14 protein-coding genes and 2 riboswitches are annotated in these 14,224 nt (G+C 43.7%); of the genes, 6 read left to right on the forward strand and 8 right to left on the reverse strand.

Annotated elements, in window-relative coordinates; genetic code table 11:
* Nucleotides 1–156: 156 nt before the first annotated feature.
* The 5 genes from E2R53_RS09360 to E2R53_RS09380 form a co-directional block, all read right to left on the reverse strand.
* The gene (locus E2R53_RS09360; protein WP_133311501.1) at nt 157–690 is read right to left on the reverse strand and encodes a 1,2-dihydroxy-3-keto-5-methylthiopentene dioxygenase; all 534 of its coding nucleotides are present in this window, start codon (nt 688–690) and stop codon (nt 157–159) included.
* 17 nt (nt 691–707) lie between these two features.
* A complete protein-coding gene (locus E2R53_RS09365) occupies nt 708–1,346 on the reverse strand; it encodes a methylthioribulose 1-phosphate dehydratase (protein ID WP_133311502.1) in 639 nt (212 codons plus the stop codon).
* Nucleotides 1,343–2,005, reverse strand: a complete 663-nt coding sequence (locus E2R53_RS09370) for a 2-hydroxy-3-keto-5-methylthiopentenyl-1-phosphate phosphatase (protein WP_133311503.1) — start codon at nt 2,003–2,005, stop codon at nt 1,343–1,345. The genes E2R53_RS09365 and E2R53_RS09370 overlap by 4 nt, the downstream gene beginning before the upstream one ends.
* Nucleotides 2,002–3,240 carry a 2,3-diketo-5-methylthiopentyl-1-phosphate enolase gene (mtnW, locus tag E2R53_RS09375; protein WP_133311504.1) on the reverse strand — a complete coding sequence of 413 codons (1,239 nt, stop codon included), beginning with the start codon at nt 3,238–3,240 and terminating at the stop codon, nt 2,002–2,004. Before mtnW ends, E2R53_RS09370 begins: the two co-directional genes overlap by 4 nt.
* 235 nt (nt 3,241–3,475) lie before the next feature.
* A riboswitch (SAM riboswitch) is annotated at nt 3,476–3,584 on the reverse strand.
* 89 nt (nt 3,585–3,673) lie between these two features.
* On the reverse strand, nt 3,674–4,846 hold the full coding sequence (locus E2R53_RS09380; protein ID WP_133311505.1) for a pyridoxal phosphate-dependent aminotransferase: 1,173 nt from the start codon (nt 4,844–4,846) through the stop codon (nt 3,674–3,676).
* 101 nt (nt 4,847–4,947) lie between these two features.
* Here E2R53_RS09380 and E2R53_RS09385 point away from each other — a divergent pair, with 101 nt between their 5' ends.
* The 6 genes from E2R53_RS09385 (at nt 4,948) to E2R53_RS09410 (ending at nt 11,983) form a co-directional block, all read left to right on the forward strand.
* A complete protein-coding gene (locus tag E2R53_RS09385) occupies nt 4,948–5,736 on the forward strand; it encodes a carbon-nitrogen family hydrolase (protein ID WP_133311506.1) in 789 nt (262 codons plus the stop codon).
* Nucleotides 5,737–5,844: 108 nt separating this feature from the next.
* A riboswitch (SAM riboswitch) is annotated at nt 5,845–6,005 on the forward strand.
* A 97-nt stretch (nt 6,006–6,102) separates the two neighbouring features.
* Nucleotides 6,103–7,293, forward strand: a complete 1,191-nt coding sequence (mtnK, locus tag E2R53_RS09390) for an S-methyl-5-thioribose kinase (RefSeq protein WP_133311507.1) — start codon at nt 6,103–6,105, stop codon at nt 7,291–7,293.
* A gap of 12 nt (nt 7,294–7,305) precedes the next feature.
* The gene (gene mtnA / locus E2R53_RS09395; RefSeq protein ID WP_133311508.1) at nt 7,306–8,364 is read left to right on the forward strand and encodes an S-methyl-5-thioribose-1-phosphate isomerase; all 1,059 of its coding nucleotides are present in this window, start codon (nt 7,306–7,308) and stop codon (nt 8,362–8,364) included.
* Nucleotide 8,365: 1 nt separating this feature from the next.
* Nucleotides 8,366–9,493, forward strand: a complete 1,128-nt coding sequence (locus tag E2R53_RS09400; protein WP_133311509.1) for a sugar ABC transporter substrate-binding protein — start codon at nt 8,366–8,368, stop codon at nt 9,491–9,493.
* Between the two features lie 2 nt (nt 9,494–9,495).
* Nucleotides 9,496–11,040, forward strand: coding sequence for a sugar ABC transporter ATP-binding protein (locus tag E2R53_RS09405; RefSeq protein WP_133311510.1), 1,545 nt, complete (start codon nt 9,496–9,498; stop codon nt 11,038–11,040).
* Nucleotides 10,976–11,983: an ABC transporter permease gene (locus E2R53_RS09410; RefSeq protein WP_133311511.1), complete on the forward strand. Its 1,008-nt coding sequence runs from the start codon at nt 10,976–10,978 to the stop codon at nt 11,981–11,983. The genes E2R53_RS09405 and E2R53_RS09410 overlap by 65 nt, the downstream gene beginning before the upstream one ends.
* Before the next feature lie 359 nt (nt 11,984–12,342).
* On the opposite strand, the gene E2R53_RS09415 is transcribed toward E2R53_RS09410, so the two are convergent.
* From E2R53_RS09415 to E2R53_RS09425, 3 genes are all read right to left on the reverse strand, one after another.
* On the reverse strand, nt 12,343–12,795 hold the full coding sequence (locus E2R53_RS09415; protein ID WP_133311512.1) for a helix-turn-helix domain-containing protein: 453 nt from the start codon (nt 12,793–12,795) through the stop codon (nt 12,343–12,345).
* A gap of 292 nt (nt 12,796–13,087) precedes the next feature.
* Entirely contained in the window at nt 13,088–13,585 is a 498-nt protein-coding gene (locus E2R53_RS09420) for a GNAT family N-acetyltransferase (protein WP_133311513.1), read from the reverse strand.
* A gap of 11 nt (nt 13,586–13,596) precedes the next feature.
* Nucleotides 13,597–14,178, reverse strand: coding sequence for a metalloregulator ArsR/SmtB family transcription factor (locus E2R53_RS09425; protein ID WP_133311514.1), 582 nt, complete (start codon nt 14,176–14,178; stop codon nt 13,597–13,599).
* Nucleotides 14,179–14,224: the final 46 nt, after the last annotated feature.

Consider the following 14,224-nt stretch of genomic DNA (forward strand, 5'->3'; position numbering starts at 1 on the left):
TTTAATGCTTATTTATTGTTGAAAATTTACCATACAATCAGCAGAGAGTAAAGAAAATTAAAATTATTTCGGTATTTTAACGGTCTTGCTGATTTTTCAGTCTTGCAGCAGCAAAATAAAAACCCCCTCCACCATACAGGTGAAGAGGATTTCAACTTAAGCCTGCTGTTCTTCTTTTTCGTAAATCGGCACCCAGCCTTCAGATGTAACGAAGATGCGCACGGCGACAACTTTACGGTCCTCCTGAAGAGTGAAATAGTGACGGATGTTCGGCGGTACGGAGATCAGGTCGCCCGGATTCAGTTCCACATCGAAGAACGAGCCATCTTTACCCTGAATGATGAAAATCCCGTGGCCGCTGACGATGAAGCGCACTTCGTCATCTGTGTGATGATGCTCCTGCTGAAAGTTTTGCAACAGCTGATCCAAATTTGGAGTGCTGTCAGACAGAGAGATGACATCCTGAGCCTTGTAGCCGCGGCGCTCTGAAATATCCGCAATTTCATCCTTGAATACTTGCAGAATTTCCTCTTTTTGCTCATCTGACAGACTGTAATTTTCTCTTAAAGCTTCCGGCAGTTTTTCGATATCCCAGTGTTCATAAATAACTTCCTGAGACACAAGAAAGGCTGCTACCTCCTTTTGATCAGAGATTCTTTCATTTGTTTCCTGTAATCGTATCGTTGCCATCCTGATTCCTCCTAAAATTAAGCTCTTAATGAGAGCGATTTAGCTTGTTTGAAAGAGAGTACTTTTAAATGATAGGAAAATAAAAATTCGCATGCTTCAAGGATTTTTTTCGCTTCAAAAGCATCTTTACCCCACACCGTGATGCCATGATTGCGGATTAATACAGCGCCAGAGTCTTCCTTAACATACTGGCCAAAGTCAGCAGCGAGCGCCGGAATATGAGCCGCGTTTTCAATAATCGGAATACGCCACACTGCATCTTCTTCCCAAAGTCCAAACGCTTTGATGATTTCCTGGCCTTTAAACGCAACACCGCCCTCATCGCCGTAGAGCTCTGAGATCACATTGTTGTCAACTGTATGGACGTGGAGGCTGCAGCCTGCGTTTGTACGAGTATAAATTTCCACATGAAGAAGGGTTTCTGCAGAGGGCGTAAGCTTTGTTTCTTCAAGAGCTGCCCCGTCTCCATCGACCAGCAGGAAATCCTCGTCTGTCTCGATTCGTTTATCCTTGCCGCTGGATGTGACTAAAAATGAAAGCGGCTCTGTGTTCACTTTAATTGCCAAGTTTCCGCTGGTGCCGGGAAACCAGTCACGCTCTGCAAGCTCGCGTTTGACCGCAGCAAGCTCAACCCATCGCTGGTTTAATATACTCATAATACCGCCTCCTGCTTTTCTTTAAGGCCCTCTATCACATCAAAGAATGTAGTGAATTCCTGATGCGGAAGATTCATAGACCTGCACTTTTCCAGAAGAAAATCTCTCGCAAATACAAAGTCTGCAAGCTTTGAAGCCTCTAAGTCTGTAACAGAATCACCGATGACAACGACTTCCTGACCTGGATCTGCAAGCTTCCTGATCAAACTCGGCTTGCAGCAGCCGCAGTCATTGCTGCACTGCGCGTCGCATGTGTTTGGCCATAAGATTTCAATTGTCTCGCCGCTGAAATCACCTTCATTGCAGTAAACCCGGCTCCGGTCTACAAGACCATTCAACAAGGGGTGGACAAAGAAATCAATTCCTCCGCTGACGATATAAAGCGGAATTTCTTTCTCCTCCGTAAATTGAACAAATTCCCTGAATCCATCCCGAAGCTGAGCCGTAAACAGCAAGTATTGAATGATATCGTATTTGAGCTCGGATGGAATCAGCTGAAACATCTTCCCTACTCCTTCGCGGACAGAAATCCGCTGACTCAGTACATCATCCTTCAAAACGTCCCACTCAGGCGGAGCAAACTTTTTCATGATGGCAATAATGTTGTCATTATTTGTGATGGTTCCGTCAAAATCACAGATGATGATCGGCTTGCTCATTTGCTCACCTCCACCTGCCCCCACAGATCGAGTGCGATTCTCAAATCAGCATCTGCTTTAGCTTTTTCTGTCAATGAGATGCCTTGTAAAGAAGCATCGATCGCTGCACGGAAAGCTTTTCCTCCTGCAGCAGCGCCATTTGGATGGCCATGAACGCCTCCGCCGGCATTGATGACACTGTCTAATCCGAAGTCCTGGATTAAAACAGGGACGAGTCCCGGATGAATCCCTGCTGAAGGGACAGGGAATGTTTCCTTCAGACGCACGTTTTCTTTACAGGCTGCCCCGATGGAGAGGGCTGCTTCCCGTTCAAGCGCAACACTGCCGTATGGTGAAGGGAACAAAGAAAAATCCGCCCCGCTGTATCTCAGCAATTTTCCCAGTAAAAGAGAATGCGAGATTCCATATAGGGATGATGATGCCAATGCACCGCTGACAGCAGGATGAGCCATCAATGGAATGCCGATGTCTTTGTCCTCAGCCAGGCTTTGAAGCACGTCAAGGCCGTAAGCAAACACATTGAACAGCAGCGCATCTGCTCCAAGCTCTGCCGCACGCTTTGCTTTTGCTTTCAAATCATATGTTTTGCCTGATAAATGAACCGCGTACATTGCCTTATGACCCGTCTGCTCATAAACCTCGTTCAGTACTTCTTTTCCCGCAGAGATCCGCTGTTCAAATGGTGTCAGCGGATTTTCAAACAGTATCTCATCATCTTTTACTAAATCGACCCCGCCAAGCACCTGATCTTTAAGCTGATTCTTTAAAAATGAGAGATCCCGTCCTATGACGCCTTTAAAGATACTCATCAATAAAGGTCTGTCATACACGCCCAGTTTTTCACGGATGCCGCTGATCCCGAATTTAGGACCTTGAAACTCCGCAAGAAGATCATCTGAAAAATCCAGATCCAGCAGCTTCACTTCGCCGTCTAAGGAAAGCTTTCCGAACACGGTCGCAAGAATCGCCGGCAAATCATGGCTGAAATTTACCCCTGGATAAAAAATTTTCACGATGCCTTTTTTGACGCGTTTGTTTAGAAATGCTGAGACTTTATCTTCTGCGTCGAACTCTTCAATGGATATTACTTTCCCCTTGTGCTGCTGCAATTGTTTCTGCGTCAGTTCCGGAAGATCCGTCCATGAACCAACGGTTAAGCCAAGAGCAATCCCCTCTGCTTTTTTTTCTAAATTTTTCTCATCATGGATAAGATAGGTTGCTGTAATTCCGCTCATGTTTGTACCGCCTTCCATAACAATATTAGAAAATGCACACGCGCCCGTTTAGCTCAGGCATGGCAGATAAGAATTCGGCAGAAATCCGGGATTTGACTTTTTTGCCGAATTTGTTCTGGCCGGGACCCTGAGCGACTCCGCTTGACATCTATGCGCAAATCTTACGATTCCTTAAACATATAAAAAAGGCCCCTTTCCGCTAATCGAAAAGAGACCTTATCTGACATGGCTAAGATCCTTATCTATCAGCGAATGCTGCAAGATTTAGCACCGTGCTTAAACCTTGGTTTAAGTCGGTTGCCGGGCTTCATCGGGCTAGTCCCTCCACCTGCTCTTGATAAGAATGGCTTATTTATTTTATGTTCTGAATATCTGAATAACCTGAATTTAATTTGGATTATGACAGTTTTTCAAAAGACTGTCAACCGCCAATTCAAAATAAATTCAGAGATTTTATCCGCTGGGCGGCTTCTTTCAGTCTTTCTTCTGAGGTCAAAAGCCCTGCCCTTACATAGCCTTCTCCGAACTTCCCGAAACCGACACCCGGTGCAACACAGACATGTGCGTGCTCGAGAAGATATTCGGCAAAGGATTCGGACGTATAGCCTTCCGGAACAGGCAGCCAGGCAAAAAACGAACCAGGAGGCGCTTCAACCTTCCAGCCGATCTCATTCAGAGCAGTGATGAATGCATGGCGTCTGCTCTCGTACCGCTCCACCAGTTCATCCACACAGGCCTGCGGCTCAAGCAGGGCAACTGCAGCCGCTTCTTGAACAGCACTGAACACACTGACAAACATGTGATCCTGCAAGAGGTTAATCGCCTCAATTACACTTTCATTGCCTATCGCAAAGCCTATTCTCCAGCCTGCCATATTGTAAGTCTTAGAGAGAGTATAGATTTCAATCCCAGTTTCTTTTGCCCCTTCAATTTCTAAAAAGCTGACTGGTTTTTTACCTTCAAACCCAATGGCGCCATAAGCAAAATCATGGACAACGCAAATCTCATTTTCTTTTGCAAACGCAACGGTTTCTTCAAAGAATTCTTTTGTGGCAACTGCACCTGTAGGATTGTTGGGGTAATTCAAAAACATAAGCTTTGCTTCTTTCTTCGCTTCTTCAGTAATCTCACCGTAATCCGGCAAAAACTGATTTTCTTGTACAAGCGGCATAAATTCCATTCGGGCGCGGGCAAGCTCTACCCCGGACCAATAGTCAGGATAGCCCGGATCCGGTACGAGAACTAAATCATCAGGATCGAGTAAACATTGCGGAATTTCAACAAGTCCTGCTTTTCCGCCGAACAAAATCGCAACTTCTTTGTCAGCATTCAGTGTCACACCGTATTCCCGCTTGTAAAATTCCGCAATCGCCTCTTTAAGAAATTTCTGACCGCGGAACGGGGAATATTTGTGGTAGTCCGGTTTTTCTGCCGCCTTTTGAAGCGCCTTTACAATATGGGGCGGTGTCGGCTGATCAGGATTCCCCTGTCCAAGATTAATTACGTCATGCCCCGCTTCAATGCTTGCATTCACTCTTGCTACGAGACTTGCAAAAAACTGCTTTGGAAGCTTATTTAATAACTGTGATTGATTGAAGTTTTTCATGTTTTACACCTTCTCAAAAAATTCTTGAAATTCTAGTGAAAAATCATATATTGTTAGAGTCAGCTTGTAAAGAAAAATTTTTAAGGCGGAGATGACGAGTGATGAATCCAAAAGTGGCTTGCCTGCAAATAGACCTTGTATTCGGTGACCCTGAAGCAAATATTGAAACGGTTAAAAAAGAAATAGAAAAAATAGCAGCAGCTGAAAAACCGGATGTGATCGTTCTCCCTGAACTGTGGACGACCGGTTATGATCTTACTCGGCTTGACGAGATTGCAGATCCAGACGGAACCAGCACAATCGCTCTTGTAAGCAGTCTCGCTAAAACACATGAAGTCAATATTGTGGCTGGTTCTGTTGCGAAGAAAACGGAATCAGGCGTGACTAACACGATGTATATTTTTAATAGACATGGTGAGCTTATCCATGAATACAGCAAGCTTCATCTTTTTAAACTGATGGATGAGCACCTGTATTTAAACGGCGGAACTGAAAAAGGCCTGTTTCAGCTTGACGGTTTGCAGAGTGCAGGCGTCATTTGCTATGACATCCGCTTCCCTGAATGGATCCGTGTTCATACAACACAAGGAGCAGAAATTCTTTATGTAGTGGCGGAATGGCCGCTCCCAAGACTTCATCACTGGAAATCGATGCTGATCAGCCGTGCGATTGAAAATCAGTGTTTTGTTGTAGCCTGCAACCGCTCAGGCAGTGATCCGAAAAATGTGTTCGCCGGCCATTCGATGATCATTGATCCATGGGGAGAAATTTTGGCTGAGGCCGGGACAGAACAAACCTCCATTACAGCAGTGCTCCAAATGGAGAAAGCGCATGAAATCAGGAAACAAATTCCTATTTTCAAAGACAGACTTCCTCATTTTTACTCTTAAAAAAAGTATTGACAGTTTTTCATTTTACCTGTTAACATTCAGAACAAGTGATAAATTCCAAATTATGCGAATACATTTTCATATCGCGAAACGTTAATTTCATACTATCTCTTATCAAGAGTAGGCTGAGGGATTTGGCCCGATGACGCCCAGCAACCGACCGTAAAACCATTGTAAAATGGGGCGCAGTTTTTTATGCGCGGGGAGATTTCTCCCACAAGGCACGGTGCTAATTCCAACAGAAAGAATTACTTTCTGGCAGATAAGAGGTGCGAAGCCTATGACTTCAAGCCTCTTTCACTGTGGAAGAGGCTTTTCTTATTGCCTGAAAAGCCTCTAACTATTAAAACTGGAGGGTTATAAACTATGTCAAACTATCGATCATCTGCTTATGAACCGTTAACTGAAAGTGCCGCTGTCGCACTAGCCATCAGACTTGGATTGTTTGAAGAAAAAAGTGTCCTGACGTGCAGGGAAATTGGCGACGGCAACTTGAACCTTGTTTTTCACATTGTGAATCAAAATCAGAAAGGCATCATCATCAAACAGGCGCTTCCATATGCCAAAGTTATCGGGGAAAGCTGGCCGCTTACTCTTGACCGCGCCAGAATTGAAAGCAGCGCCCTGCTGAAGCAGGCAGAAGTGGCAAGCTCGTATGTGCCTAAGATTTACTACACGGATGAAACTCTGGCAATCACGGCAATGGAAGATCTTTCTCATCTGCAGATTGCAAGAGCCGGTTTGATTGAAGGCAGGGACTTCCCGCTTTTAGGAAGACACATCGGTGAGTTTTTAGGAAAAACATTATTCTACAATTCTGATTTCGCACTGAATCCCCAGGTAAAAAAACAGTTTGTCAAACAATTTTCGAACCCCGAGCTTTGCAAAATAACTGAAGATTTTGTCTTTACAGATCCGTTTTTCGACTATGAGTCAAACAGCTTTGAAGAAGAGCTGAGACAGGATGCAGAAAACATTTGGAACGATGGTCAGCTAAAACTGGAAGCGGCTAAATTAAAGCATAAATTCCTGACAGAAGCTGAAACGCTTATTCACGGCGATCTTCATACAGGCAGTATTTTTGCAAGTGAAACAGAAACGAAGGTGATTGACCCAGAGTTCGCCTATTATGGTCCGATCGGATTTGACCTTGGACACTTCTTCGCAAACCTATTAATGAATGCCATTTCAAGAGACGAAGAGAAACAGCAGGTTCTTCTGAATCATATCGAAACAGCCTGGACTGTTTTTGAAAAAGAATTTTCTGAAGCATGGAAGAATGACAGTCTGGAAGCCTACTCAAAAGTGGACGGCTATCTTTCTTTTATTCTCGAAAAAGCATTTGAAGATGCAATTGGTTTTGCAGGCATTGAAATCATCAGACGGACTATCGGCCTTGCCCACGTAGCAGATCTTGATTCTATCGAACCTTACGAGCGCAAAATTGAAGCAAAACGGCGTGCACTTGATTTAGGAAGCAAGCTTGTAAAGAACCGACAAGCTATTAAAACAACTGGAGAACTTGCAGATTATTTTAAACAAGTACCTGTCAGATAAGGAGAAATCATCATGTCATTTACAAATACCGTCATTCCCCGTTCTGTTGAATGGAAAGAAACATATATCCGCCTGCTTGATCAGCAAAAGCTCCCTGCTGTGACAGAATATATAAAACTTGAAACGGTCAGAGACGTATGGGAAGCGATTAAAGCATTAAAAGTGCGCGGTGCTCCTGCGATCGGAATAACCGCCGCCTTTGGCCTTGCTCTTGCTGCCAAACAGTATGAAACCGATAATTTAGACGAATTTCACAGCCAGCTTACCCGCGATCATGATTATCTTGCAAGCTCAAGACCGACAGCCGTTAATTTATTCTGGGCCCTTGGCAGGCTGGTAAAAAGCGCGCAGCGTGCCGTTTCTGTTAACGAAGCGAAAACCAGCCTTCTTCATGAGGCCATACAAATCCAAGTAGAAGACGAAGCGACGTGCCGCAGAATCGGCGAGAACGCCCTCCCGCTTTTTAAAGACGGCGATTCTGTCATGACGATCTGCAATGCCGGTTCCATTGCTACTGCCCGTTACGGCACGGCTCTTGCACCCTTCTATCTTGCTAAGGAAAAAAACATCCATCTATCCGTTTACGCATGTGAAACACGCCCTGTTCTGCAAGGTGCTCGCCTGACAACTTGGGAGCTCATGCAGGCAGATGTCGATGTGACGCTGATTACCGACAGCATGGCTGCACATACGATATTCAGAAAAGGCATTTCCTCCATCATCGTCGGGGCAGACCGCATTGCGGCAAATGGGGATACCGCCAATAAAATCGGGACGTATAATCTGGCTCTTTTAGCCGGCGCCTTTCAAATCCCGTTTTATGTTGCAGCCCCGCTTTCTACGTTTGACCCTGAAACGAAAAGCGGTGCAGACATCCCAATTGAGGAACGCGATTCCAAGGAAATTACCCATTTTGGCGGGCAGCAGATTGCCCCTGATTATGTAAAAGTGTTCAATCCTGCTTTTGACGTAACTCCCCATCATTTGATCACGGGAATCATTACAGAAAAAGGCGTTTTATCCGGTGATTATCAATCAGAAATTCAAAAAATATTCAAGGGGGAAGCTTAAATTGAAAGGGTTCCGGCACACATTTATTTTACTGACATTGTTTGTATTTATATTAGCGGGGTGCACAAGTGAACAGGATGCTGCTGTAGGCACTGAGCCGAAAGCTTCTGAAGAAAAGAAAGAAGAATCGGCTGCAGCTGTTGCTTCCGGCAGCACAGAAGTACCTGAAGCCGTGCAAAAGCCGCTCAAAATTGCAGCGATTATGCAGATGTCAATTGGCACGTTTTCTTCTCAATACATCTCCGGTGTTCAAGAGCAAGTCGAAAAGTTCGGCGGATCTGTGCAAATTTACAACGCAGATAACGATCTATCAAAAATGGCTACATATGTAGAAACGGCCATCACGCAAAATGTGGATGCGATCTTAATTGACCACGGCCGTGCAGATGCCCTTCAAGGCCCTGTTGAAAAAGCTGTTGCCAAAGGCATCCCTGTTGTAGCCTTTGACAGCGACATCAATGTAGACGGCGTAACCGTCATTGATCAGGACGATTACAGCCTTGCCTGGAAATCACTTAAAACATTAGCTGAAGACTTAAATGGCGAAGGAGAAATTGTTACAGTCTGGGTCGCTGGATTTACTCCAATGGAAAGACGCCACACCATTTATGAAGCGTTCAAGCAGCGTTATCCAAACATTAAAGAAGTAGCGAAATTCGGGACGGCAAGCGCCAATACAGCATTAGATACCCAAACACAGATGGAAGCCATCTTAAAAAAGTATCCGAACAAAGGCGAAATTGATGCTGTCTTTGCAGCATGGGATGAGTTTGCAAAAGGTGCCACTCGTGCTATTAAGCAGGCTGGCCGTGATGAAATTAAAGTGTATGGAATTGATTTAAGTGATGAAGACCTTGAGCTGATGCAGCAGGAAAATAGTCCATGGAGAGCAACTGCGGCCACGGATCCTGCCGAAGTCGGACGCGTACAGGTTCGTTTTGCTTATCAAAAGATTGCAGGAGAAGAAACACCTAATATTTATTCACTGGAACCGCATCTTGTCGAAGGATCCAATCTTCCGGAGCAATCTATTAAAATGGACTCTCTCTCAGAATATGTTCCAGGATGGGGCACATCCACTGTTGCTACATCGCCATGGATGAAAACACTTGAAACGAAGGGGGAATAAACATGAGCTCCCTCATCATGGATGACATCTGCAAATCCTTCGGTGAAGCAGACGTCTTAAAAGGCGTTTCCTTTACTGTCAAAAAAGGAGAGGTTCATGCGCTTCTAGGCATGAATGGCGCAGGCAAAAGCACGCTGATGAAGATTCTGTCGGGTGATTACAAACCAGATCAGGGTACCATTTCCATAGACGGAAAGGAAGCTGTCTTTCAGGATCCAACAGACGCTAAAAAAGCTGGAATCGGATTTGTTGTCCAGGAAGTGGACACTGCCCTCTTCCCTACTCTCACAGTCTATGAAAACGCGGCAAACATCCCTGATCAAAAGTCAGCAGTTATTTCTTACAAAAAGCTGAAAGCGGACGCAGAAACCGTTCTGCAGCGGGTCGGCCTCAGGATCAATGTCAACAAGCTTGTTCAAGATTGCACGCTTCAAGAAAAACAGCTGATCTTACTTGCCAAAACCCTTTCTGCATCTGCAAGCTACATCATTTTAGATGAGCCGACAGCTCCTCTAAGTGATACAGAAACCAACATTCTTTTTACCATCATCAGAAAACTGCGCGCAGAAGGTGCAGCGATTATCTACATTTCTCATAAGCTCTCAGAAGTAAAAGAAATCTGCGACAGAGTGACCATTTTACGGGATGGCAGCGTTGTTCACAGCGGGAATACTGCAGACATCGAAATTGAAGAGATCGTCAGGCATATGATTGGTTCCGCTTTTCAAATCGAGAAAAGAAAAACAGGTAAGACATTCGATAAACCTTTATTTCGTGCAGAAGATGTAGTGGTTGAAAAGTTCGGCAGCAAATTGAGCATCCATGTCCATGAAGGAGAAATTGTCGGAGTAGCAGGTCTTGCAGGAGCTGGAAAAACAGAGCTCGCCGAAGCGTTATATGGGTTAAGCACAACCAAAGCCTCTGTTGAACTTAGAGGGAAAAGAGTTAAACTCAGCTCCCCTGCAGCCGCCATTCAATCAGGCATTTGCCTGATTCCTGAAGAGAGAAGAAAACAGGGCTTGTTTGTTCATGAACCTGTATCGGTGAATTTATCGATGCAGTCGCTAGGCTCCATCACAAAGAGCCTTTGGATTTCAAAGCAAAAGGAACAAGCATTAGCAAACCGGCTGATCAGCCGGTTAAATATTTCAGCTGCCTCCCCTACCATCTCCACAAGTCTGCTGAGCGGAGGAAACCAGCAGAAGGTCGTCATTGGAAAATGGCTGAATACTGATTCCTCTCTCTTTCTTTTTGATGAACCGACAAAAGGGATTGATGTCAGCGCCAAAAAAGAAGTCTTCCAGCTGATTCAGCAGCTTGCTGCGGAAGGCAAAGGAATTGTCTATTTTTCAGGTGAATGGGAGGAACTTCTGGAGGTTGCCGACCGCATCATTGTATTAAATAAAGGCAAAGCGGCCAAAGTCCTCAAACATGAGGAAGCAACGATAGAAAAGCTCATTTATTATGCATCAGGAGGTGAAGATGATGGAGGAAGCCGTCGTCATCAAGACAAAAAAACAAAGGAGCATTCTGCCCTTTCTGTATAAACACGGCACAATGCTCGTCATTCTAGCTGTGACCATCTACTTCAGCATCGCAGTGGACGAATTTTTAACATATTCAAATTTCAGTGATATCCTGCGGTCGATTTCAATTGTCACATTTGTTGCAATCGGTATTACTTTTTCACTGATTGTTGATGGATTTGATTTATCTGTAGGATCGACTGTCAGTCTTGCCACGATAGGAAGTGCGGCTGCTCTCGTTTTATTCAGACAGGAATTGCTTGTCGCGCTGCTTGTCCCGATCGTAATCGGAATCGCAGTCGGATTAATCAATTCTTTTTTAGTTGTAAAAGTAAAACTTCCTGATCTGCTCGCAACACTTGCAGTCATGTATATCGTAAACGGAATTCATTTGACGTACACAAAGGGGTACTCAATTTACAACAGCATGCCGCTTGAAGGCGGCGGAACCGCGACAGGGAAGTTTATTCCTTCGTTTCTTTTCATCGGACAGGGCAGCCTGTTTTCAATTCCCTTTTCAGCTCTGCTGATGATCATCACTGTCATTCTTGTACATTTATTTTTGCAGTATACAAAGCCCGGCCGGCTGTTTTATATGACCGGCGGAAACCGGGAAGCTGCAAGACTGTCCGGTATACCTGTTAATCGTTACCGGACATATGCCTATGTGCTGAGCGGCGTTTTTGCAGCGATCGCAGGAATTATCCTTGCATCACGGATCGGAACAGGACAGGTTTCAGCCGGTGCTCCCCTATTGATGGACGGAGTGGCTGCTGCGTTTATTGGGATTTCCGTCTTTGGAGCGGGCAAGCCAAATGTCATCGGCACGTTCTTTGGCGCCATCCTGATCGGTATTTTGCTCAACGGCTTAACCATGCTGAATGTTCCTTATTATGCTCAGGACATCATTAAAGGGGCCATCTTGGTTGGGGCGCTGGCATTGTCACATTTACAGAAAAAGTAGAGCGGAATCATTATTGGCTGGAATTGCAAAAAGAGGCTGGGACATAACGATCATTTCCTGAATGAAAGCTGAACATTGAATAGTGCGAAAACCATTAAAAGAAAGGGCTATTTTCGCATACTTGTTGTTTTTCATGATAAATACTGTTCGTTCCTTTCCGCTCCACTTAAAGTTTCTAACATTTAGTCCTGTAGCAACAATATTTATGAAAAGAACTAAGAAAAAAATCCGAACTAAAACGAAATTCAAGTTGGAATTTCATATAATAGTTCGGATTTTTCTTTGGCTGAAAACCTTTTATCGCAGCCTCTTTTTATATCCTCGTTTCTTCATTTTACATAAATGTAGATGATCAGTATTCAATCTTCTTTATATTTTTCTTTAATAATACTTGAACCAAGCCCTGCACCGATCATTAAAATCAGTGATCCAAAATTAAGAAAAAATGAACTTCCATACAAAGTAAAATCTAAAGCAGTAAATTTGTTTAACATGACAATCCCTATTTTTATCACCAAAAGAGAAACACCTATCAAAAACACAACATCAAACATAAATTTCATATTCGGATGTGCCAATTGCTTACTATCTTTAATTACTTTCTCTGTCAATTCCTCATCACTCCTTAACAATTCATCAATTGTTACACCAAAGAGATCACTTAATTTAATTATGATTTCAATACTTGGATAATTCTGACCTGTCTCCCATTTTGAAACGGACTGACGGCTTACAAAAAGTTTTTCGGCCAATTCTTCTTGAGACCAGCCTTTATTCTTTCTCTCACTTTTTAATTTCTCACAAAAAAACATTTCACTAATCACCTTTCTCTAATCTATAATCCATTATTGTTAAACCAAAAGCTAAAAGTAAAGATAACTGTAGTTGCACTGCCCCGCAACCACAAGTTGCCATCTACTTATCCCAGTTTAATAACTATGTAAAAACCAAAACATTTCTATTCTGACACTCCTGCACATGCGCTTGAATTATAAACTTCAACTGAGTCTACATGATTCAGGTTGAGGTTTTTATACATATACGCCATTTAAAAGAAAACGACTCGTGTCTATTCACAAGTCGTTTCTTATTCCTTTTCATTTATTAGCATCCAGTAACAAAATTCTGCTGCTTTATTTTCTTCTCATAATGATAGATTGGTCTATTCTCATACATTCCTTCTTTAAAAGCGGTATATCCCATCCGCTGCCAGAATAAATTGCCGCGTTCATTATTTGTCAGCACCCCGAGCCTGACTTCGCTGAACCCTTCCACAGAAAGGAGTTCCTCTTCTGCTGTTTCATAGGCAAGCTTTGCAAGTCCCTTGCCCTGAACATCGCGGTGAATGATAAATAAGCCAATCCACGGTTTCCCGTCATTTGGATTCAGCGGGCAATATTCAATGATTCCTATGATTTGATTCTTTTGTTTAATCATAAACCGTTTTGCATCAACTGCTTTTCCTTCTTCGCGTTCTTTCCGTAAATCTTCTTCCGTCAGATGAGGTTTCCCGCATGAAATAAGATTAAAATCCGGATTGGAATTCATGATTTCCAATTCAGCAGGAAGGTGTTCTTTTTCTCTTGGCTCCAGTTTAATCATAGCATCCGCTCCTATTCAATTTTCGCCCACAATTCTTTAGGGTTCAATTCGTAAATGGAGTTTTCCCGGTACATGATGTGATTAACGATAAATTCTCTTCGAATCGTCGCAAAATCCTCATGAAATCTCTTAATGTATTCATTGATCTCTTTTTCCGGGTATTTCTTGCCTGCTTCAAATCCCTTTGCTAAATGATAGAGAACAATCAGCCTTCTTTTCCGCTGCGGCGGAATGGTTTTCAGCTTGCCGTCCTTCGTTAAGTAATTCCCAAGTATCTTTGTATGCTCTGCTGTTTTTTCCTGATTCACTTCAAGCTCCCCTTTGCCAGTTACAATTTCCATCATGCCAAGTGACAGCTGCTGCAGCAGTTTTTCATTCACCTGAAAATAGATGGTGTTTTTTACCCTTTTTTCAGAAATCAGGCCGATTTCTCTAAGCTTCGTTAAATGGTGTGTAATGGTCGGCGGTGTCAGTCCGAGAATCCCCGATAGCGCCTGACCGTTTTTGGGACCTTTGGATAAAAGGGCCAGAATGCGGATCCTGGTCGCATCTCCCATAACTTTATGAAACGTGACGAGTTTGTTCAGCTGCATGAATTTCTCCTCCGATTAGATGATTGTCTAATTAGATGATAATCGA

The organism is Peribacillus frigoritolerans (genome assembly GCF_004358755.1).
GTDB lineage: Bacteria > Bacillota > Bacilli > Bacillales > Bacillaceae > Bacillus_P.